The sequence below is a fragment of the Rhizobium mayense genome, assembly GCF_030272705.1.
Taxonomy (GTDB): Bacteria; Pseudomonadota; Alphaproteobacteria; order Rhizobiales; family Rhizobiaceae; genus Rhizobium; species Rhizobium mayense.
Genome location: NZ_JARFYM010000031.1, coordinates 97,596 through 118,905 on the forward strand (window position 1 = coordinate 97,596; position 21,310 = coordinate 118,905).

Below are 21,310 nucleotides of genomic sequence, written 5' to 3' on the forward strand. Positions count from 1 at the left end.
ACTCAAGCTAAGCTCTCCGGCAATTCGGCGCCCCCTTTTTCGGTTGGGAAGCATTGCTGCCGGTCAGAGCGGCCACATCACGGTCCGCGCACAAGTGTTTCCGCACCTTGACGGCAAGCGCCGCTAAGCCATGTCTGATCGCATATGTGCGGCAAGGAGACAGCATGCGATACCGTAAGACTGGATTCACTGAGACCAAAAGCGAAGTCAATTTCGCCTTCATAAGATGCGAAGGATGGTCGAAGCTCGCCTATGATGCGGTCGACCTTTAGGCCGCAGGCTTAATCGTGGCGCGGCTGTTGCGTTGCCACCACTGGAATGCCGCTCGGCCTTCGTGCGCTTCCAGCTCCAGTCACCCGGCATGAGAACGGCGTTGACGAACTTCAGAGGCACCTCTGCTGCGTGCAAAGGATAACTTAAGGATTTAGGCAACGTGCTTGCTGTTCCGAAAGAACCACCGCAAAAATTTATCTCCGTGATGCTGTCTTCCCTTCGAAAGGCGTTTTTCAGCATTGGCATCGCGAGCGCCGCGATCAACATGTTGGCGCTGACCGGCTCCTTTTTCATGCTTCAGGTCTATGATCGTGTCATTCCAGGCCGCAGCCTTCCAACGCTTGCTGGCCTCGCGATCATTGCCGCGACCCTGTTCATATTCCAGGGGACCCTCGAACTGTTGCGCTCCATGCTGCTTACGCGTGTGGGCATGTCTCTCGATGAACGGCTGAACCGAAGGGTCTTCGGCTCGCTGATTTACCTTCCAACGAGATTGCAAGCGGCCGATGATGGGCTGCAGTCCGTTCGCGATCTGGAACAGGTCCGATCGTTTCTATCTGGAGGCGGCTCGACTGCCCTGTTCGACCTACCATGGATGCCTTTTTATCTGATTTTGTGTTTTCTGTTCCATTTCTGGATTGGCCTCACCGCCTTGTGCGGCGCCATTGTGCTCGTCGTCCTGACAGCCCTTGCAGAGATGTTGTCGCAAAAGCCGGCTCAGGAAGCCGCGAAGTCCTCCGCGGCGCGTCTCGGCTTTGCACAAGCGGCACGGCGGAACTGGGAGGCCGTGGTCGCAATGGGTTTCAGCGGCCGCCTGACGGAAAAATGGACGGCCATGAATGAGGACTATCTGGCAAATCAGCTCTCGGCCAGCAACATTGTCGGCACGCTTACCACGATCGCGAAGATATTACGGATGATGCTGCAGTCCGGTGTATTGGCCGTCGGCGCGATCCTTGTCATCAAGCAGGAAGCGACAGGCGGCATCATCATCGCCAGCTCGATTATGGTTACCCGTGCACTCGCTCCGGTGGAGCTTGCAATCGGGCACTGGAAGGGCTTTGTCGCCGCCCGCCAAAGCTGGTCGCGTCTCGCCAAGCTGCTGGATCTGATCCCCAGCGAACACCGATCCATGACCCTGCCGTCGCCGCAAAAAGACCTCAGCGTCGAAAACATAAGCCTGACGTCTCCCGGCAGCCGCGACTTCATCCTCCGCAACATCTCATTCAAGATATCTGCGGGAACGGTGTTGGGCGTGATCGGCCCCAGCGCTTCGGGAAAATCGTCACTTGCCAGAGCGATCACGGGATTATGGCCTGTTGTGATTGGTGCGATCAGGCTCGATCAGGCAGCCTTGTCGCAATGGGAACGGAGCGACCTCGGACGGCACGTCGGCTTTCTGCCTCAGGACGTTGGTTTGTTCGACGGATCGATAGCCGAAAATATTTCCCGCTTCGCGAAGGACATCCAGTCAGGACCGGTTATAGCGGCGGCGAAGGCGGCCGGCGTATACGACATGATCGTCAAGTTGCCGGATGGGTTTGAAACGATCATCGGCGAAGGGGGCTCGCGACTTTCCGCCGGCCAGCGGCAGCGCATCGCCCTTGCGCGGGCGCTCTATGGCGATCCGTTCCTGGTGGTTCTTGATGAGCCGAACTCCAATCTGGATGCAGAGGGAGAGGCATCCTTGACCCAAGCCCTATTGGGTATCCGGGCCCGCGGCGGCATTGCCGTTGTCGTTGCGCACAGGCCAAGCGCTCTGGCCGCCGCGGACAAGGTCGCAATCATCGCCAACGGCCAGTTACAGGCGTTCGGACCCAAGGATGAGATACTCGGCACAACCATGAGGCATTCGGCGCCCGGGCCGGTGCGTTTGATGATAGCCGGCGAGGATGTGAGCGGATGATGAATACGGGCTTGCCTTCCACCGAGCGTGCGATCCGCCGTCTGTCCATCTTCGTGCTGGCGACGATTCTTCTTCTCTTCGGCGTCATGGGCGGTCTTGCCGCGGCGACGAAGATTTCGGGAGCAGTCATTAGCCCCGGTACCTTGGTCGTCGACAGCTATGTAAAAGCCGTTCAGCACCTCAAGGGAGGGATCGTTGGTGAGATCCGTGTGAAGAATGGCGACCACGTCGATGCCGACCAGATATTGATCCGGCTGGACGATACGCAAACCAGAGCCAATCTCGGCATCATCAGAAAGCGATTGAATGAGCTTTCGGCCAGAACGGCGCGTCTCGTCGCAGAGCGCGACGACAAGAGTGCGATCAGCTTTCCGGCCGATCTTCTCTCCAATACCGGCGACGATAACGTCGCGAGCATACTTGCTGGCGAACGCCAGCTTTTCAGCGACCGGTTGGCATCGCGACAGGGTCAGAAGTCGCAGCTGGGCGAAAGAATTCAGCAGTTGAAACAGGAAGTGGACGGCTTCGTTGCGCAGGAGAAGGGGAAACGAACCGAGATCGAGCTCGTCAACAAGGAACTGAGCAGCCTCCAGCGGCTGTTCGATCAAGGAATCGTCCCGGCGGCGAAAGTCTACTCGCTGCAGCGAGACAGCGCTCGCCTGACTGGAGAGCTCGGTAATCTTGTTTCGTCGATCGCGCAGACCAATGGAAAAATTACCGAAACCGAGCTTCAGATCATTCAGATCGACAAAGACCATAGCTCGGAAGTTGCCGACCAACTGCGGCAGGCCGAAAGCGACACCGGTCAATTTTCGGAGCGGCTGATTGCAGCCGAGGATGATCTGAAACGGGTGGACATAAGGGCGCCGCAGTCGGGCATTGTCGATCAATTGACCGTCCATTCCGCCGGCGCGGTGATCGGGCCGAAAGAAGGGATCATGCAGATCGTGCCTGACAAGGACGCACTGGTGGCGGAACTGAAGCTCTCGCCGCAGGACATCGACCAGATTGCCGTGGGGCAAGTGGTCGCGTTGCGATTTTCCGCCTTCAACCAGCGCATCACGCCCGAACTCAATGGGCGCGTCGAAACCATTTCGGCTGACCTGACGACCGACCAGCATACGGGGCTCAGCTATTACATCGTTCGCGCCAAAGTGCCGAAGGAAGAGTGGGATCGTTTGGGAAAGCTCACGCCTCTTCCCGGCATGCCGGTGGAGGCATTCATGCAGACTGGCCGGAGAAGCGTTCTTGCCTATCTGACCAAGCCGATGACCGATCAGATAAAGCGTGCATTCAGAGAGGATTAGGAGGTTTCTACGAGCGGGTGCTGCAGAATCTGAGTGCCGCTTGAGTACTTGAAGGCGCAACCGCTGACATAGCGGCTGCGCCTAACGCTTGGAGCAATTTCAGGAAAAGTGCGAAGCGGTATTCCGTCCGGAATTGCGAAAGAACAAAAAGATAGAGCGGTCCTGAGATTCCTTGAAACCTGAACCGCTCTACTGCACGTTGGACCCTGTCAGATATGCCAGTCTGGAGTATGGGCAGCCGCGGTAGCGGCCGTCTGGGTAAGATGGTCGTTCAACTGATAGGCCTTGATGTAGTCGATCTTCATCTCCGAGTCTTGCAGGCTGGCAGTCGGAGTGCCGGCTGTACCGCCGACGGCCTGATCCACCAGCATATACATCGGGCTGTGCATATCGGACGGCGTTGCGGCGTGCGCGATGGCCACATCGTCGAAATACCAGACGATTTGATCCTGATCCCAAAGCACCCCGTAATTGTGGAAGCCATCGGTGCTGGGAACTTGAATCGGCATGGATTGCATCGTGTGCTGGCCCGTCGCGTTCGAGTGAACCGTGACGTTGACAGTGTTCGGATCCTGCCCGCGCATTTCCACCACATCGAGTTCCGGCGGCCACGAGCCGTCTTCCGGCAGAAGCCAGAAAGCCGGCCATGTGCCCTGATCATGCGGCATCTCAGCCCGCATTTCGAAATAGCCATAAGTCTGGGCGAAGGTGGAATGGGTGTTCAGAATGCCGGACGTATAGTTGTGGCCGTCCAGCAACGATTTCAGTGAATCGGGCGTCGGTTTGGCTGAAATCGTGAGCACGCCGTTCGAAACGGAAAACGGGTTGGCTGATGCAGTCGGGCCGTAGGACGGGTTGACATACCACTGCAGCTCGCCCGTCATGCTGCTGCCCTTGTCCGGCGCCCACCAGTATTTCGCATCCCAGGTGCCCTGCGTGCCCTGATGAAGGGAAAGCGTATTGAAATCGTCCGAGAACGTCTGCGTGAGGGCGGAACGGTCGAGTCCGAGCTGGAACTGGTCCGCATGCAGATCGGCAACGGTCTTGTTGGCGAAAACCAGGCTCTCGCCGCCGCCAAGGTCGAGCCTCAGATTGGCGCCTTGCTGGGTAAGGTGACTGACGACCTGATCGAAGGACGTCAGCCCATAATGGTTCAGACGCACCTTGTCGTCGCTGCTGAAATCGGTGATCAGATCGCTGCCATTGCCCTTGGTGAAGATGAAGGTATCGGCACCGCCGCCGCCTGTCAGGACATCGTTGCCCGCGCCGCCATCAATGGTCTGGCTGCCTGTCCCGCCGGTAATGATGTTGTCCGCGCTGTTTCCGAAGGCATGACGGCCATCACCGGTCACGGTGAGGTTCTCGAAATTGTCGGGCAACGTGTAGTCCATCCACGTGATGATGGTGTCCACCCCTCCACCAGGCGCTTCGGACGCGTGGTTGAGGCTCGAATAGAGATAGTAGATATCATCTCCAGTGCCGCCCACCATCGTTACGTTGACGGAGCCGTCACCGTACATCGAATCATTTCCAGCCGTGCCGTTAAGCGTCGGACCGGAGCCCGTGGCGGAAAACCAGCTTGTCGACGTTCCGCTGTAATAGAGCGGTTGGCCTAGGGCATTGAGTACTGAATTGGGCATCGGAAACCTCTTCCGTTGTGCTTGGCTATCTCCCCCGCAGCGCTAACATTCCTCCGCGCTTAAGTTAGAGGGATAACATTTTCCGCATCGCAGCACACCCCCCGAAGACGCTAATTTCAGCTTTTTATGAAATTTGGCTGGTTCCAACACCGGTCATGCTTAATCGCGCGACAAGATCGCATGATGCTTCCCACATCACGTACCGTTTCGTGGCGTAGTCGACGAGCGCGCCGATGATGGGGTTACGGCAGGGCGCGTTTTCGAGCCGATGCTGCCCTGATCCACTCGGCTGAACATTAACAGATTTTAATGAATCTCTTAAGAAACAGATAACGAACATCCGGTCAGATTGCCCCGGCCAACGAGCCCTCCTCTCGCTTGGCGTCGGCATGTCATATGAAAGGGCAGGAAATCATGTTCGCTAAAAAGCTCCCCACCGCGCTCGCGCTCCTATTGTTCGGTTTTTCCACCGCATATGCTGAGCCGCCCGCCCGCATCGGGCAATTTGACGCTTGGGGCGCCTATTTCTACCGATCCGGAGGAGAGGTTAGCTGCTATGTCCTATCGACACCGACCGGTCAGGCACCGTCGACGGTTGACCATGGAAACAATTTCTTCATGGTCGCGCGGGGTTCGGACGGAAAGGCGTATATGCCTGAAGCTGCCATGGGCTACGATCTGAAGCAGGACGCGCCGATGCAAGCCACGATCGGTGATGCCACTTTTACGATGTTTACCAAGGACAGACATGGCTGGGTCGAGGATCAATCGCAGGAACCCACCATGGTGGACGCCATGAAGTCGGGCAGTGAGCTCAGCGTGCAGGCCACGTCGCGCCGGGGAACTGCGACAAGCTATTCCTATTCGCTCTCGGGTATTACCGCGGCGTTGAAGCGAATAAAGATTTGCGAATGAGACAAGCGTCGTGAATTCGGCTGCGGGCTGCCATAAAGGCTGCCCGCCAGGAACAAAAGCCCGCCGCAGACCGGGAGTGGTAGTCGCGGCGGGCTCACGCTCCAGTGGCCGGCGTGGTACACCGTGAGCTGCGGGGCGCAAACGTCCCGCTGCTAAGAAACTAAGATAAAGCGCTTTGGTTCCCGTTGCTTATCGCGGTGCGACAATTCGTTCGGCCGCACCGGCTGCGCAAACGATCGCGAAGACCGTTTGGCTGAGCAATGTGCCAGGTTCGCAGCCTCAACGATCTCCATCCGTCGCTCCGAGCGATGGAGATAGGACGCTGCATGCTGTCACCGAGACCGAGAACGCCTCGTGACTTACTGCAGCAGAGATATGCCGGCTTCTTCCGCCGCCTTGATGAACGCTTCTCGGGCCGCTTCTGGGCAGATCACGCCCATCATCGCATCGAGGCAGATTCGCACCGCGGTTACGTATTCTTCACCATCTTCAACAGGCCAATGCTCCAGCAGAGTCTCGGCCGCTTCCCGTACCGAATTGACCCGCCGATAGCCCTCCGCGCCCCCCATCACGAGCGTGACGGCAGAAAATGGCTGCAAGGTGTCTCGATTCAAAACGCATTACCTCCGAAACATATCGATTTCGGTAACCTTGCAAAAAACGTTCCGGGGCGGGTGGCAAGGCCTATCGCCGGAACTGACCCGAGAGAGCCAGGACCCCCATGTTGATGTCGCTGGCGGTGACGCTGATGTGGTTGGGTTTAACGCGACCAAAACTCAAGCGGTGAGGGAATATCTCGGCAAAGCTTGTCGGCATGCCGCGCGGGCGTCATCGCCGGCCAGAGTGATCGGGCAACGGCCTCAGCGACAAACCAGAAGTGCTTCGATCGAGGCCATCTCGAAGGCGTCCCGTGCCTCGCTCGCCGTACATTCATGTTCGAGCGCGGCGTGGCAGACCTTCTTGGCCTCTCTCAGAAAGACACCATCGGTGATGGGCCATTCTTTTTCCAGGCATCCCACAGCCTCAGCCGGGCTTTTGACGGCCTTTTGTTTCCCGTTGCTGACAATGACGGAGACGGGTGCCTCCCATGCGAGAGCGCTCATTCTGTTCCTCCTTTGTCTTTCAGGTAAGGTTAGACCAACGATGGTTTTAGCCCCTCTGTTCCAAAAGCGAGATCAAAAAATTCCATCTCCGCAAGAAAAAGCTGCAAATTGCACCTTTACTACAAGGTATGGTTACAAATAAGGCAGGTTCTTCGATAGGAGAGCTTGTGCCGCTCAGGACAGTTAATCGGCCTGGCGGACGCCGCGAGTCAAAGTGCAGAGTAGTAGCAAAAAAATTGTCCAAAGAACGGCATCTGGTCGTTTTGGGATGGGACGATGCGGAACTTGATTCGATCATCGAGCTGCCTGAAACGGGCTGCTCCGCCTGGCTTTGGAGGAGGTTCTCGTCATGAACGATCGAAATCGCATGTCGACGGCCGTCGGAAGCGCGGGTTGAGCGACGTGGAAAACAGCCGGCAAATTCCAAGCCGTTTCCGATCGCAGGCCGAAGCCTTTGACTATTTCGACGGCCTGGAAGTGGCCTCGGTCGCAGAACTCACCGGTCTTTGGCATGGTCACTGCATCACGTCCGGGCACCCGCTGGACGGCGTCCTGGAAAATCTCGGATGGTACGGCAAGCGCTTCCGGTCCGATCACAGAGCCGACGCTCTGCTATTTTCGGTGGGACCACACCGGCTCGTGGCGATCGACCCGGGAATGATCCCTTTGAAGCTCGCCCTCCGCTTTCATCGCTTTGGGCGGTCCAGGGCGGCGCGCGGCTGGTTTTCGTATCTACAGAAGGTGTGGCGGGCAAATGGCCCGGTTGCCTCCCTCCGACCTATGTCCTTCAGGGGCAAGATGAGCGCCGCAATGGTGTATGACGAGCAGCCGATCATCGACTATTTCCGCAGAATTGATGACGATCGGCTGTTGGGCGTCATGGCCGTCGAGGGCGATCGCCGATATTATTTTTTCCTTCTCACGCGCATAAAGACGGAGCATTAGGCGACAGAGCCGGCCTGCCTTCGACAATCGACAGGCCAATGGCATCTGTGGTCGGCTTCCCTCAAGCGCTCTTCGGTTTCTTCTGCGAGCGGGCGGGGCGCGCCGATGTGTTGAGCGCCACGGCGGCGCGAATGAGCTCTTTCAACGCTTCCTCATCGATCGTGTCGCTCTCGCGAAAATCGATGGCACGCCGGGTATTGCCTTCTAGGCTGGAGTTGAAGAGGCCGGAAGGGTCCTCCAAAGAAGCGCCTTTGGCGAACGTCATCTTCACGACTTCCTTGTAGGTCTCACCGGTGCAGATTATTCCGGAGTGCGACCACACCGGGACCCCTCTCCACTTCCACTCCTCGACCACTTCGGGGTCGGCTTGTTTGATGAGAGTTCGGATCCGCGCGAGCGTCTCGCCCCGCCAATCGCTCAGCTGTTCGATTCTCGCATCTATCAGTTGAGCGGGAGAGTTTTCTCCTTCTTTCGAGACGTTGTTCTCCATCGTTGATGTCGCCTTCCTCATGATTGTTGGCCCATCCGTCACTTCAGTATCGTTCACCCGCAATTGGTATCATCGCATCTCCCATCGGCCGCTCACATTCGCTCGCCCGGCAATTGGCTGGCTTGCTTTACCCAGGCGGTGAGCTGCGCTTCGTCAAGCGGGTCGTCCTGACGGATGTCGAGATAGCGCGTGTCCTTGCTCTTGGACGCGCCCGGAGGAACAGGACGCAGGGAGGTGCCGCGGAAGAAAGCCACTTTGACATAGTTCCTGAAGGTATGGATGCTGAGGAACCAGCCATCACCCTCGACTCCGTAGAGCGGCGAGTTCCATTTTACCGCCTTGTACACATCAGGGACGGTGCGCACGATCAGCGCGTCGAGGCGGCGCCCGACGTCGCCTTTCCAGCCAGGCAAAGCCGCGATGTAGGCCTGCACGGGAGCGTCGCCGTCGGCCTTCGCGATCCGAGGGTTGCCGCTTGCGAGGAGGACTGGCTCCTCCTCGGCGCGCTTCCTTGCGGTCTTCTCGGACCTCTCTGGCGTCTTGCTGGTCACAGTGTTCGCTCCTACGCGCCGGTGCGCTGCACGCTACGCCATTTGGTATACGGCAGCACGAACAAGTATAGACCGGTGAGCAGGAGCAAGACGAGCGGGAACAGCGCCAAGAGGCCGACCCAGATGGCAGGTTGCCCCTGTCTCATGGCGACGATGTTAACGATGACAGCCACCGTAAAGGCGATGGACAGCCAGCGGTGGATCCGCCTGACCCAATTGTTCCAATTCAATGGGACCTCCTCTGAAGATGGGAGCCAAGGCGCGTCCGGCAACCCGCTTGGCAGTGAGCTTCTGTGCAAGTTTCGCCATGTCTTCGGCGTCGCTTGGGTCATTGCCTCCATCCGCAGACGCCTAAGGTGGTGCGGCTGCAGATGGAGCCTAGTCTCGAATTGTGCCGGTGGGCTTCAATCTGCCCGTGCCAAGACCTGTTCCAGATTTGTAAAGAACCGCTGCCAACCGTACTTGGCGCCCTGATAGGCTTGCTCCTGATCCGGCCGGAAGCCCGACTGCTCCATGCGCAGGTTGGTCCCGGTGCTCGTTGGGGGTAAGCGTCCAAGTCACGATACTTTCGAGACCATGGGCCGCCCACGTGTAAGACAGCGATTTGTGCGGCTCGATTGACAGGACCTGACAGTCGACGGAGCCCCAGTCCGCGCGAAGACTGAAACGGTGGTCCACTGCGGGCTTGAAGTCGTTCTTCATCAGCCAATCCTCAATGAGGTGCGGTTGCGTAAGCGCGCGCCAGATCTTTTCCGGCGGATAAGGTATTTCACGTTCGATAGTGACGGAGCGCGTTTCGGTCGCAGTATTGGTCATTGATCCATCCTTTTCAGCAGGTCTTCGAGTTGGTCGAATCGGCTTTGCCAAAACCCGGCCATCTGGCTTGTCCAATCTACAAGTGGGGCCAAGGCACCGAGCTGCGCGCTGTAGTGCGTTTGACGACCTTCGTGGCGGTCGCGCACCAAGCCGGCCCGTTTCAGGACGCCGAGATGCTTTGAGACGACGGGTTGCGAGACGCCGGCCCGAGCCGTCAGAGCCCCGACGGTTTTTTCCCCTTCGCGGCACAGCCTTTCGAAGAGAGCCCGCCTCGTCGGATCGGCGAGCGTTCTGAAGAGCACATCGTGATCGCCCGACATTTGGAATTCATACCCCCATGGCTATTAATTGACGTATAGCTGCTGAGCTATGCGTGAGTCAAGTGGGAGTAGGAACGATGCAATGATGTTCATCACCGAAACCAACAGGCGCACACTAGCCATCTCCGTCGCTCGGTTAATGCCGCCTGATCGTGCGGGAGCGCCATAGACGTCCCTCAATATACCATATCTCGCCAGCTATGCATCGCCATTGTCGGTCGTTCCTGCGCGGTGACGGGCTTCCTATGACTACCGTCCGCAGATGTGTGCGCTATTTAAATCCGTAAGGGGCCCGGAACATGTCACGTCTCGCTATCCCAGCTTAGCGCAGGACAAGCGAGCCGTACCGTTCCGACATCAGAGTGGATGAATGAATGGCTTGTTCGGGTAGCGTTCAGGTAAGTGTCGTATCGTTCATCCACATAACCGACATCAGAAGGAGCAAAAGATGTTTGGACGTATCGCAGGAATTTCTTACATTGCGCTGGCTGGATTGGCCGCGTCGCAATTGCTTCCCTCGCTCGCAATGGCGCAATATTTCGACGATAACCAGGACAACGGGCCACCGCCGTGGGCTCATCGCCAGGATCAATACTGGGATCACTCGCATAGAGACTACTACGGGGGTGGCTGCAGCCGGCGCGAGCTCATGGCGGCAGCACGCGACGAGGGCTTTCGACGTATCGATTCCGTCCAGATGAATGGACGGCGCATTATCGTCCGCGGCTGGAACGACGGCGGGCCTGATCGCATGGCCTTTGCCAACCGACCTGGCTGCCCGGTTATCGACTAACGCGTAAGACATTCCTTTAACCAGCAGGGATTGGGCGCGCTCGAACTATGGCTCGGGCCGCGCTTGGATAAGCCCGGCCAAAGCTCCTTCTCGTCGATCAATTCCTGCAGCTTGGTGGGAGGGAAGTGAGATGGGGTTGGCGGTTATTCGGGAAGGCCTTTTGGATTAGCGTTCAACGAGATCGACGCCATCGATCCCTCATATAAGCTGGAGGGATGAAAGCTCCTGACGTCGACGTGTTCATCCGGAGGCAGTTGCCATTCGAAATCAGGGAGGCCCGACATATGTGCCGGGTCTCGGTTGCTGTTAGTCGCAATGGCGAATCGTCCTTGTTACCTCATCGCCATATTCATTCGTGCGCGTGATGGTCCGGGTATAGCATCGGTCGCTGTCGTAATAACGGTCGCGGTCCCGGACCCTGCCGATTGCGATGCCGTGATCGCTGATGATCACGCCGGCGTGATCACGATGGTGCCGTGGGTAGTAACCGTCATCATACGAGGGACCGCCTATAATTACGTCGTCCGCGAATGCAGGGACGGCAACGAAGCCCATAGCCAGAGCTGCCATTGCGCAGCCGATGATTGCATTGCGCATGTGCTTATCCTCCTTGCTTGCATGTTTAAGCAACGACTGAGGAGGGACATGGTTCCAACATTTGACCGTCGTCGAAGATCACGCCGATACGCTTGGCAAGCCGTTTAGCGGGCGATTGCCAGGGAACAGCGCCTTTTCCGAGCAGCGTCAGCGCCAGCCGAGAGCAGGGGCAACGTGGGTCAGGATCGCTTCGATGACATGCGCGTTATAGTCCACGCCAAGCTGATTGGGGACCGTCAAGAGCAGCGTGTCGGCCTCGGCAATCGCCTCGTCCTTCGCCAATTGCTCGACGAGGGCATCCGGCTCCGCGGCGTAGCTGCGACCGAAGATCGCTCGGGTCTTCTCATCGATGAAGCCGATCTTGTCCTCGTTCTGGTTGCCGTTTCCGAAATAGGCGCGGTCGCGGTCGTCCACCAGTGCGAAAATGCTGCGGCTGACCGATACCCGCGGCTCGCGCTTGTGACCGGCGGCCTTCCACGCCTCGCGATACACCCTGATCTGGTCGGCCTGCTGGACGTGGAACGGAAGCCCGCTCTCGTCGTCCTTGAGCGTTGAGCTCTGCAGGTTCATGCCCCGCTTCGCCGCCCAGGCTGCGGTCGCGTTCGAGCCGGCGCCCCACCAGATCCGGTCGCGCAGGCCATCGGAGTGCGGCTCGATGCGCAGGAGGCCAGGAGGGTTTGGAAACATCGGCCGTGGGTTGGGCTGGGCGAAGCCTTCGCCGCGCAACACGTCGAGCAGCACCTCCGCGTGGCGCCGGCCCATCTCGGCGTCGGTCTCACCCTCGGCCGGCGCGTAACCGAAGTGGCGCCATCCATCGATGACCTGCTCGGGGGAGCCGCGGCTGATGCCGAGTTGGAGGCGGCCGCCGGCGATGATGTCGGCAGAACCGGCATCCTCGGCCATGTAGAGTGGATTTTCGTAACGCATATCGATGACCGCCGTGCCGATCTCGATACGGCTGGTCTTCGCGCCGACGGCTGCCAGCAGCGGGAATGGCGAGGCGAGCTGCCGGGCGAAATGATGCACGCGAAAATAGGCACCGTCCGCGCCGAGTTCTTCGGCCGCGACGGCAAGGTCGATAGACTGCAGAAGCGTGTCGGATGCCGTTCGCGTCTGCGATTGGGAGGAGGGCGTCCAGTGCCCAAACGATAGGAAGCCGATTTTCTTCATCGCCAAGTAGCCTCAAATGTGTGATATACGCAGCTTACCTCTTGGCACAATTCGGGCTCAACATACAGCGTAGTAAAATCTGGATCGCGGCCGGGAACGGGAACAAGAGCGAGGACACGATGCCGCATAAGGCTGAACCGTTTAACGGGGGGCGAGCTACCGATGCGATTCGCTGGTTGAAGGCCTCAACACAACAAACGAAAGCAACCCAAGAAACGCAATCGCCGTGCTGGCCAATGCCAGAGGCCATAAGCCCATCCCTATGAATGGGGCGGTAATCGCTGTTCCAATCGCGGCCGTACCCAGAATGCTGGCTATGACGAGGGCCGCGCCCCGCGAATGGTCGCCATGCGATGCTATGATTGCCTGATGAAACCCGACCGGCCCCCTGATGCCGAATCCGAGATTGACGATAATCCAGAAGGCAACAACCACGGTGATGTTTTCTCCGCCCGCTGCGGCATAGACAAGGATGAGAAGGAAAGCCGACGCCAGGACGCAAGTCCCCGTGGCGATGACTCGGCCCGTTCCGAATCTTGTTGCCAGGCTGCTCGACAGGTTTGCCCCGGCGATGAACATCGCAATGCCGCAGACCTGAAGAATAACGAAATCTTGAATCCCCTTGCCGAGCGGCCCGGTCAACACGGCCGGTGCGCCGAATACAAAAACGAGAATGCTTCCGAGCGAAAAGGCTTGGCTCAGCGCATATCTGAGAAACGCGCGATCTTTGATGATCGTCATATAGCTTTGATGCGGGGCCGGAGCCCGATCGCGCCCGGGAAATGACGCCACATAGCGGCCTGTAACAACCGCCACCGCAAGGCCGAGAGAGCCAAGGACCGCAAATGAGATTTGCCATCCGCCAAGTGCCAGAAGATAAGCGCCCGCGATAGGCGCCAAAGCGGGTGTCAAGGATTCGATCGAACCAAGCCTGCCAAGTGCGGATGCCGCCTTATCATGCGAGTTGGAACTGCTGATGAAGCCGGGTGCAAAGACCGCCGGACCGGAACCGAAGGCGCCTTGTGCGAGGCGCAGAACAATCAGCCACTCGATCGAGGGCACGAGCGCTGCGAGGAAAGACGTCAGCGTGAAAAGGCCGAGCGACCACACCAACAATTTTCTCGGATCAAATCGGGCGCCAAGCTCCCCGAATGCGAGCAAGCCGATCAGAGTGCCGAGAGCGTAGGCCGCCAACACCAATTGTGCCAGCGCGATCGTCCCTCCCAAGGACTGCGGCAGGCTCGGGACGGCGGGAAGGACGAGATCCGTTCCGGCAATACCAAGGACTGTTCCGCATGCGATCAAGGCGAACATCGCGCCAGGAGGGAGGATTTTGGTCATGCCCCGCTCTTAGCAAAGCCCCGTCTGACCTCCAAGTTCAGAAAGATGATGTGCTCCATCAGCAAGTTTGATGGGCGAAAGTCCGCGCCGATCACTCGGCCAATGCATAGATATTGGCTAGCCGAGTGACGCCCTTAAGCGAGAAGGTGCCCACTTTTTCGAATCCAGTTTGAAAATGCGACACAAAGGCCTCGGACGCCAATAGGCTACGGTCAACGGTGTCGCACAGCTTCTCGATGCGGGCTGCTTCGTTGACTGCCTTTCCGATCGCCGTGAAATCGAGGCGGCGGGCAGCACCCACGTTTCCATAGAAGACCTCGCCGACATGCAGGACGATATCGACGAGGATTTCGGGCTGCGCGGCAGCCAATCGGCTACGATTGAGTGTCGCATTGGCTTCATGCGCCTTCTTGGCTGCAGACAGAGCCCGGCGGCACGCCTCGGCGGGATTTTCCATGTCGGCCGGAAAAATGGCGAGCAGGCTGTCACCCATGAATTTCAGGATTTCGCCGCCGTCCAGCTCGACAGGCCGTCCGATCGCCTCAAAATGCTCGTTCAGCCATGCAACAATATGATTTGGCTGATGATTTTCGTTTAGCAAGGTAAAATTCTTGAGATCGGCCAGCAGGATAGCCGCATAGATGGCGGCGCCTTCGCCGCGCTGTGTCTGTCCGCTCAGAATTCGCCCGCTGGTGCCGGTGCCGGTATAGACCGCGAGCATATCCGTAGCGATGCGCGTTGCCGCGATCCGGTAGCAGGCAAGCGCCAGGCTGGGTAGGAAAATATCGAGATCGGCAATTTGTCTTTCAGAGAAACCCACAGGACCCTCGCCGGCCAAAGAGAACCCGACACCTGCCAAGGCGGTTCCTTCGGGGTAGGCCGTGAGTTTCAACAGGTAATCGGTCGCCCCCAGATCAGCCAATTCCTTCAGCAGTGGGTAGAGTGCGGCGTCCTCGTCAGAGGGCAGCTTCCAGCGACCATATCGAAGGCCGTTTGATACAAGATAAGAAATGGGCGACCTGCGGAACATCTCTTGACCCGCTTCGTCATGTCCCTGAATATCCACCGAAATGCTCGAGGATCGCGACCACGCGACGGAAAAGCCCCGCTGCAGGGGATCGATGGTTGGCATGGTAATCGAAGCTCGAAGAAGCGGATATCCGAGTGTTACCAGCCGCTCTGCAACGCCTTCCAGAATATCTCCGATATTGTTTGTGGACAGGCCTTTGCCGATGATCCAGCCGGCCAGTTCCTGCAGCTCCCGCATTTCGGATATCCTCGAGGTCCCTCGGATCCAGAAATATGGCTGGCGACGTCGATCGTTCAAGTGCAAAAAAACGGAAGATCGCGTTGGCAATTCATTTACGGCGCGTCATCCTAACTTATAGCCTCAGTACAACGCGCGCGGCCGTTATAGCCACATTCCGCGAGCTCAAATTCTTGTTAAAGTGGAAGTCAGAGCAGAATAGCAACACGGAGCGAGCTCATGCGGCACATCATCCTTCTTGCAATTATTGGTCTGATCACTTGCTCATGCGACCAGACGAGCACCTCTCGTACGAGCAACTTTTCATTGCAACCAATTCCGGGAAGCATTACCTATGGCGGCCAACCGAGGATGAAGCTCACCAAATCACCTATTGGGAGCCAGGTTCCGCACCATTTCACCGACCAGTGGGGCGATGACGTTTTCGAAACCTATATCATCCAGCCGGACCGCAGCCTCAGACTGGTCGACCGGAGAATCATTCAACAGCCTTTCTAGGGGAGCCGAAAAGTCCAGCGACGTTCGCGCTCCATTGAATTCTTTGCCGCCAGGGGATACCCGGCTGCCCTATCACCCGATAGTGCTACTATTTGTACTGGCATGTGAAGTAATTCTCGCAATACTGGCTGTATTCGCTTCTCCAATATCGGTCGATTACATCCGGCGAATGAGAAATAATTAAGCATGTTTGTATATCCTCGTATTTGGTCTTCAGTGCGGGGGAGCATTCATGGCGTCAATTCAGCATAAAATCATCATCGCAAGCGTCGCGATCTTCGCATTGGCGGGCGGCGCGACGGGCGTTGGCATGTGGTCGGCATCCATCCTGTCCGGAAACAACGCCGAAGTTGCACGCTCCGCACAGGTACTTCGGAACCACATGCAGGCCGACATGATGCACGACGCGCTTCGTGCTGATGTGCTTGCTGCGTTGCTCGCAAGCAATCCGGCCGCAGGCGTGGCCGCTGACGCGGTGAAGACGGATTTGGCGGAACATGAAGCATCGTTCCGGGAGATGATCGCGGCCAACAAGGCACTCGCAACCGATGCGACCATGCAGCGCGTGCTTGCCGGCGTCGAACCGCCGCTTCTTGCCTATATCGAGAGCGCTACGAAGATGGTCGATCTCGCAGGCAAGGATCCGTCCGCGGCCATGAGATCACTGCCCGACTTCATGAAACAGTTTTCGGCGTTGGAAACTGCGATGGAACAGGCTGGAGATCAAATCAATGCCGTCTCCGAAGAGGTCGCAAAACGCAGCTCCGATACGCAATCTCTTGTCGACACGCTGTTGAAGGTGATCCTCGGGTTGACGGCACTGTTCTCCGTCAGCCTCTACTTGCTGACCCGTATCACAGTCACCAAGCCGATGCTCGCGCTCTCCAACAGTATGGAGAAACTTGCCGGCGGCGACACCAATATTACTTCCGCGGTCGCCGCTCGCGCGGATGAAATTGGAACCATGGCATCGGCTGTCGAAGTCTTCCGCCAGGCTGCAATTGCCAACAAGCAGCTCGAACAGGATGCCGAGGCAGCACGCGTGGAAGCCGAGGCCGGCCGGATCGCGGCGCGAAAGCAAGCCGATGAAGATGCCGGTGTACGCCTTCGTGCAGCCACATCCAGCCTCGGCACCGGCTTGAAAAGGCTCGCCTCAGGCGATCTCGCTTTTCAACTCGATGACCCCTTCTCGCCCGACTTCGAGAGCCTTCGACATGATTTCAACAGCTCGGTGAAGCAACTTGGAGATACGCTGAGCGCAATCTCAATGGCCATCACCGCGATCGATGACGGCACGAAGGAGATCGCAGCCGGCGCCAACGACCTTTCCAGACGAACCGAGCAGCAGGCCGCATCGCTTGAAGAGACCGCCGCAGCCCTCGATCAGATCACCGTCAACGTGTCGAATTCGAGCAAGCGCACCGATGAGGCGCGCTCGGAGGCGACGAAAGCGAACCATAGCGCTGCAAAGTCCGCCGAGGTCGTGTCGCATGCCGAAGAAGCGATGCGCCGTATTGAGGCCTCGGCAGAACAGATTTCCAGCATTATCGGCGTCATCGATGAAATCGCCTTCCAGACCAACCTCCTGGCGTTGAACGCCGGTGTCGAAGCCGCTCGCGCCGGTGAAGCCGGCAAGGGTTTTGCCGTGGTCGCCCAGGAGGTCCGCGAACTCGCGCAAAGATCGGCGCAAGCTGCGAAGGAAATCAAAGGACACATTCAGAAGTCCTCGGCAGAGGTCGAAAGCGGCGTCAAGCTGGTTCTCGACACCGGTCAGGCTCTGAAGACCATCAGCGGACAGATTGCCGGTATCAATCAACATATGAACGCAATCGCCACCTCTGCGAAGGAGCAGTCAACCGGACTTGCGGAAGTCAACGTCGCCATCAACTCGATGGATCAGACGACGCAGCAGAACGCGGCAATGGTCGAACAATCCACGGCCGCCTCGGCCAGTCTTGCAATGGAAGCGGCAAGGCTTCGCGATCTTGTTTCTCAATTCAGGCTGCAGATGGCTTCAGTGCAGCCCGTTGCTCATCGGCGCGCGATAAGCGGGAGGGCCGCCTAGCCGGTTTTATCGATGGAGCGCACGTTTGTGAGTGCGCTCAGACAGGCGCTCTTCGATCTCCAAGGCGAGCACTCCACGCCCGCGCGGTCTCCGCCACTGTTCTCAGGTGATCGGCGGCCGTGAAACCTGAAACTGCCTTGCGCGGTTTCAGATCATGATCGCCGTCTTCGAGCCAGACTATCTCAATGGTGTCCGACAGCACATAGTGAACCACTTCCTCGCGAGCGCCGAACTGATCTCGGGTGCCCTGACATATCAAGGTCGGAGTCTTCAGTTCGGCGAGATGCGCCGTACGCAGCTCCCCGGGTTTTCCCGGTGGATGAAAGGGATAGCCCAGGCAGAGCAATCCGGCGATCTTGCCGGTGGCGTAGAGATCATCGGCGATCATGCTTGCCACGCGGCCGCCCATTGATTTGCCACCTATGATGAGCGTGCCGGTGGCGCCGAGGTCAGCGATCGCGGCCAGATATTCGCCCTTCAATGTCTCCGCTCGGGGTGGCGGTTTCCGTAACCCGGAGATGCGCCGTCCGGCCATGTAGGCGAATTCAAAACGTGCGACGCGAAAGCCGCAGCCGGCAAGGGTTTGGGCGGCGGCGTTCATTGAAGCGGAGTCCATCGCCCCACCTGCGCCATGGGCGAGGAGAATGGTGATCCCGGCGTCTTCCGGACCAAGAATAAGAAACTTGTCGTTTGCGATTGCCATGCGGCTAGTTTTCGCCCACGCCATCGGTTTGACAATCACGAGCGTCACAAAATCTGAACCGGTCGATCGCGGTATCCGACGCTCCAATCACGCCGTTGAGGCCTTCGTCGGTGGAGCCTCCAGCCATCTCGCAAATGTGGCAAACGGCACACGCATATATCGGTTTCGCTTGGCAAGTGATATATTAGATGGAAGAAATAAATATTGAACACTGTAACATTTTCGCTACAGCCTTGAGGTCGCGCTGATCTATTTCACCAGCCTTGGAAAAATGGAGGACAGGTCTATGTACAAGTTGCTCATTTCCACGGCATTCGCCAGCGTCATTGCCTGCGGCTCTGCATATGCAGCCGATATAACGCAGGCTCCTCCGGAAGCCCCTACTGTTGAGACGCCTCCTGGCTTTACCTGGGCCGGCGCATATGCCGGTATTCGCGGCGGCGCGACCTGGGTCAATGGTGACTTTGATATTTCGGGCGTCGGCAGCAGATCTGACGACGTCAATGGCGGGGGGATTGGCGGTTTCCTAGGCTACAATTGGCAGCTCCAGAACAATATCGTCCTCGGACTTGAAGGCGATTTGAACTACAACTGGAACAAGAAGACGATAGCTCCCGGCATCGACGTGGGTACAGACATCGACGGTTCGATACGCGCTCGTATCGGCTATGCGTTCGATCGCGCTCTCCTCTATGCGGCCGGCGGTTGGGAAGCGACGCGCGGCTTCGTTGATACCGGCCACAAAGATACAAGCACGTTCAACGGCTGGACGATTGGTGCTGGCGTTGATTACGCCTTCACCGACAAGATCTTCGGCAGGCTTGAGTATCGCTATACGGACTTCGGCGACAAGCATCTCAACGGCGTCGACGTTAGCCTGAAACAAAACGCAGTCATGGTCGGCGTTGGCGTCAAGTTCTGGTAGATGCGGCAGTTTCTTCGGTTTTGCTTTTGGTCGGTGTCCGCGGACGTCGGCCGGACGGCGAAGCGAAAGGCTGCATTTGTCGACGCCTTGCCTTCCAAACAATGTCCTTGAGACCATCCAACGGGCCGGTCGACTCTCGCCACGAGTTTGCAAGGAATTCTTCTTGGGTTGCAACGAACTCCTTCGCGGCGCGTTAAATGGTGTGCGAATGGTTGGTGTGCGAATGTTTCAGGAGGAAACCTTATGAAAAAGCTTGCTTTTATTGCTGCTGCGGCCTCGCTTGTGCTCGGCATTCCCGCTGCTGATGCCGCAACGACGCATCACACACAAAAACATCCCGCAAAGGAACAGACGACAGGGCCGAAGGAACGCCTTGGCACCTTGTCCTGCCAGGTTGCGGGAGGCGTCGGCATGGTGATCGGCTCCAATAAGTCCGTCGATTGCGTTTTCAAGCGGAGTTCAGGTCCGAACGAGCACTATGTTGGCTCCATCGGCAAGCTCGGTGTCGACATCGGCGTGACGGGCAAATCCTATCTTAGCTGGGTGGTCTACAGCATCAATGCGACCCGCGCCGGAGAGGGCGCTTTGGCCGGCGATTATGTCGGCGCATCTGCCGGCGCTGCCGTGGGCGTTGGTCTGGGGGCAAACGCACTCATCGGTGGCAATTCGAAAAATTTTGGTTTGCAGCCGTTGAGTGGGGAAGCGGGCACAGGACTTAACGTTGCTGCCGGCGTGTCGAGGCTGCAATTGCGTCACGCTAGATAGTTGCCTTATTCGCCGCCGGTCACGGAAGGCGCCGGCGGCGACATAGGAAAGCTCGCCATCCCGACAAACAAAACCGCCGGGTTTGCGCCCGGCGGTTCGGCATGTCTGCTGCTGCGTTGCGGCTTTAGGCGGCGCGACGGTTCTGTGCCATCGGGCGGCCGTCGTTGACGCGGAAGCCGCGGATGAGGCCGAGTAGGTCCTCGGTGTCGGCGGCGAGCGTCTCGGCAGAGGCCGTGGTTTCTTCCGCCATGGCGGCGTTCTGCTGCGTAGCGGCATCGAGCTGGTTCATCGACGAGGAGATCGAGCGCAGCGTCGTGTCCTGTTCGGAGGCGCTGTGGGCGATCTTCGAGACGATCTCGTTGGCCGCCTTGATCTGGTCGGAGATGCGCTTCAAGGCTTCGCCGGCCTCGCCGACAAGGCGGACACCCTCATCGACCTGGCCAGAGGAGCGGGCGATCTGGTCCTTGATCTCCTTGGCGGCGGCCGCCGAGCGCTGCGCCAGCTCGCGCACTTCCTGGGCAACGACGGCGAAGCCCTTGCCGGATTCGCCGGCCCGGGCTGCCTCGACGCCGGCATTCAGTGCCAGAAGGTTGGTCTGGAAGGCGATCTCGTCGATGACGCCGATGATCTTGCCGATCTCCTCGGATGACTTTTCGATGCCGCTCATCGCTTCGATTGCCTGGGCGACGACGGCGTCGGAGCGCGAGGCTTCGGTCGAGACGGCATGCACGCGCTTGCTGGCCTCATGCGCGCCTTCGGCGGTCTGGCGCACGGCAACGGTGAGCTCGTCAAGCGCGGCCGAGGTTTCCTCCAGGCTGGCGGCCTGGCGCTCGGTGCGCTGCGACAGCTCGTTGGAGGCGCGGCGGATCTCTTCCTTGGAGACGCCGATGTCGTTGCCCTTGGCATTGACCCGGCCCATG

Annotated in this window: 23 protein-coding genes and 1 pseudogene; 9 read left to right on the forward strand and 15 right to left on the reverse strand. The window is 58.4% G+C overall.

The window, feature by feature from the left end; translation table 11 throughout:
* Nucleotides 1-219 precede the first annotated feature (219 nt).
* Nucleotides 220-567 carry a hypothetical protein gene (locus PY649_RS27310; protein WP_285872033.1) on the reverse strand — a complete coding sequence of 116 codons (348 nt, stop codon included), beginning with the start codon at nt 565-567 and terminating at the stop codon, nt 220-222.
* Here PY649_RS27310 and PY649_RS27315 point away from each other — a divergent pair.
* Entirely contained in the window at nt 479-2,179 is a 1,701-nt protein-coding gene (locus PY649_RS27315; RefSeq protein WP_285872029.1) for a type I secretion system permease/ATPase, read from the forward strand. The genes PY649_RS27310 and PY649_RS27315 overlap by 89 nt on opposite strands.
* Nucleotides 2,176-3,486 carry an HlyD family type I secretion periplasmic adaptor subunit gene (locus PY649_RS27320; protein WP_285872004.1) on the forward strand — a complete coding sequence of 437 codons (1,311 nt, stop codon included), beginning with the start codon at nt 2,176-2,178 and terminating at the stop codon, nt 3,484-3,486. The genes PY649_RS27315 and PY649_RS27320 overlap by 4 nt, the downstream gene beginning before the upstream one ends.
* 209 nt (nt 3,487-3,695) lie before the next feature.
* Here PY649_RS27320 and eglC read toward each other — a convergent pair whose 3' ends face one another.
* On the reverse strand, nt 3,696-5,126 hold the full coding sequence (eglC, locus tag PY649_RS27325; RefSeq protein WP_285872005.1) for an endo-1,3-1,4-beta-glycanase EglC: 1,431 nt from the start codon (nt 5,124-5,126) through the stop codon (nt 3,696-3,698).
* Between the two features lie 414 nt (nt 5,127-5,540).
* Here eglC and PY649_RS27330 point away from each other — a divergent pair, with 414 nt between their 5' ends.
* On the forward strand, nt 5,541-6,041 hold the full coding sequence (locus PY649_RS27330) for an invasion associated locus B family protein (RefSeq protein ID WP_285872030.1): 501 nt from the start codon (nt 5,541-5,543) through the stop codon (nt 6,039-6,041).
* A gap of 359 nt (nt 6,042-6,400) precedes the next feature.
* On the opposite strand, the gene PY649_RS27335 is transcribed toward PY649_RS27330, so the two are convergent.
* Together PY649_RS27335 and PY649_RS27340 are read right to left on the reverse strand one after the other, a co-directional pair.
* On the reverse strand, nt 6,401-6,655 hold the full coding sequence (locus PY649_RS27335) for a DUF982 domain-containing protein (protein ID WP_285872006.1): 255 nt from the start codon (nt 6,653-6,655) through the stop codon (nt 6,401-6,403).
* A 246-nt stretch (nt 6,656-6,901) separates the two neighbouring features.
* Complete coding sequence (locus PY649_RS27340) at nt 6,902-7,144, reverse strand: DUF982 domain-containing protein (RefSeq protein WP_285872007.1); 243 nt, start codon at nt 7,142-7,144, stop codon at nt 6,902-6,904.
* Nucleotides 7,145-7,615: 471 nt separating this feature from the next.
* On the opposite strand from PY649_RS27340, the gene PY649_RS27345 reads away from it, so the two are divergent.
* Entirely contained in the window at nt 7,616-8,089 is a 474-nt protein-coding gene (locus PY649_RS27345) for a DUF4334 domain-containing protein (protein WP_285872031.1), read from the forward strand.
* 61 nt (nt 8,090-8,150) lie between these two features.
* On the opposite strand, the gene PY649_RS27350 is transcribed toward PY649_RS27345, so the two are convergent.
* From PY649_RS27350 to PY649_RS27370, 5 genes and pseudogenes are all read right to left on the reverse strand, one after another.
* Nucleotides 8,151-8,600 carry a DUF1801 domain-containing protein gene (locus tag PY649_RS27350; protein ID WP_285872032.1) on the reverse strand — a complete coding sequence of 150 codons (450 nt, stop codon included), beginning with the start codon at nt 8,598-8,600 and terminating at the stop codon, nt 8,151-8,153.
* Between the two features lie 71 nt (nt 8,601-8,671).
* A complete protein-coding gene (locus PY649_RS27355; protein ID WP_285872008.1) occupies nt 8,672-9,130 on the reverse strand; it encodes a DUF1801 domain-containing protein in 459 nt (152 codons plus the stop codon).
* A gap of 11 nt (nt 9,131-9,141) precedes the next feature.
* Nucleotides 9,142-9,360, reverse strand: coding sequence for a hypothetical protein (locus PY649_RS27360; RefSeq protein ID WP_285872009.1), 219 nt, complete (start codon nt 9,358-9,360; stop codon nt 9,142-9,144).
* Between the two features lie 174 nt (nt 9,361-9,534).
* Nucleotides 9,535-9,946: pseudogene (locus PY649_RS27365) on the reverse strand (SRPBCC family protein).
* The gene (locus tag PY649_RS27370) at nt 9,943-10,266 is read right to left on the reverse strand and encodes an ArsR/SmtB family transcription factor (protein WP_285872010.1); all 324 of its coding nucleotides are present in this window, start codon (nt 10,264-10,266) and stop codon (nt 9,943-9,945) included. The pseudogene PY649_RS27365 and the gene PY649_RS27370 overlap by 4 nt, the downstream one beginning before the upstream one ends.
* Before the next feature lie 448 nt (nt 10,267-10,714).
* Here PY649_RS27370 and PY649_RS27375 point away from each other — a divergent pair, with 448 nt between their 5' ends.
* Nucleotides 10,715-11,059: a hypothetical protein gene (locus PY649_RS27375; protein WP_285872011.1), complete on the forward strand. Its 345-nt coding sequence runs from the start codon at nt 10,715-10,717 to the stop codon at nt 11,057-11,059.
* Between the two features lie 306 nt (nt 11,060-11,365).
* Here PY649_RS27375 and PY649_RS27380 read toward each other — a convergent pair whose 3' ends face one another.
* The 4 genes from PY649_RS27380 to PY649_RS27395 form a co-directional block, all read right to left on the reverse strand.
* Entirely contained in the window at nt 11,366-11,656 is a 291-nt protein-coding gene (locus PY649_RS27380) for a hypothetical protein (RefSeq protein ID WP_285872013.1), read from the reverse strand.
* A 147-nt stretch (nt 11,657-11,803) separates the two neighbouring features.
* On the reverse strand, nt 11,804-12,826 hold the full coding sequence (locus PY649_RS27385) for an LLM class flavin-dependent oxidoreductase (RefSeq protein ID WP_285872015.1): 1,023 nt from the start codon (nt 12,824-12,826) through the stop codon (nt 11,804-11,806).
* Between the two features lie 156 nt (nt 12,827-12,982).
* A complete protein-coding gene (locus PY649_RS27390) occupies nt 12,983-14,167 on the reverse strand; it encodes an MFS transporter (RefSeq protein ID WP_285872016.1) in 1,185 nt (394 codons plus the stop codon).
* 91 nt (nt 14,168-14,258) lie between these two features.
* Complete coding sequence (locus PY649_RS27395) at nt 14,259-15,434, reverse strand: adenylate/guanylate cyclase domain-containing protein (RefSeq protein ID WP_285872018.1); 1,176 nt, start codon at nt 15,432-15,434, stop codon at nt 14,259-14,261.
* Nucleotides 15,435-15,653: 219 nt separating this feature from the next.
* On the opposite strand from PY649_RS27395, the gene PY649_RS27400 reads away from it, so the two are divergent.
* Both PY649_RS27400 and PY649_RS27405 read left to right on the forward strand, forming a co-directional pair.
* Complete coding sequence (locus tag PY649_RS27400) at nt 15,654-15,932, forward strand: hypothetical protein (protein ID WP_285872019.1); 279 nt, start codon at nt 15,654-15,656, stop codon at nt 15,930-15,932.
* Between the two features lie 232 nt (nt 15,933-16,164).
* Complete coding sequence (locus PY649_RS27405) at nt 16,165-17,997, forward strand: methyl-accepting chemotaxis protein (RefSeq protein WP_285872020.1); 1,833 nt, start codon at nt 16,165-16,167, stop codon at nt 17,995-17,997.
* Nucleotides 17,998-18,034: 37 nt separating this feature from the next.
* Here the strand turns inward: PY649_RS27405 and PY649_RS27410 are convergent, their stop codons facing one another.
* Nucleotides 18,035-18,700: an alpha/beta hydrolase family protein gene (locus PY649_RS27410; RefSeq protein ID WP_285872021.1), complete on the reverse strand. Its 666-nt coding sequence runs from the start codon at nt 18,698-18,700 to the stop codon at nt 18,035-18,037.
* Nucleotides 18,701-18,986: 286 nt separating this feature from the next.
* Here PY649_RS27410 and PY649_RS27415 point away from each other — a divergent pair, with 286 nt between their 5' ends.
* Together PY649_RS27415 and PY649_RS27420 are read left to right on the forward strand one after the other, a co-directional pair.
* Nucleotides 18,987-19,625, forward strand: a complete 639-nt coding sequence (locus PY649_RS27415; RefSeq protein WP_285872022.1) for an outer membrane protein — start codon at nt 18,987-18,989, stop codon at nt 19,623-19,625.
* 243 nt (nt 19,626-19,868) lie between these two features.
* Nucleotides 19,869-20,390: a DUF992 domain-containing protein gene (locus PY649_RS27420; protein ID WP_285872023.1), complete on the forward strand. Its 522-nt coding sequence runs from the start codon at nt 19,869-19,871 to the stop codon at nt 20,388-20,390.
* Between the two features lie 124 nt (nt 20,391-20,514).
* Here the strand turns inward: PY649_RS27420 and PY649_RS27425 are convergent.
* The coding region (locus PY649_RS27425; protein WP_285872024.1) for a methyl-accepting chemotaxis protein at nt 20,515-21,310 on the reverse strand (796 nt) is incomplete at its 5' end.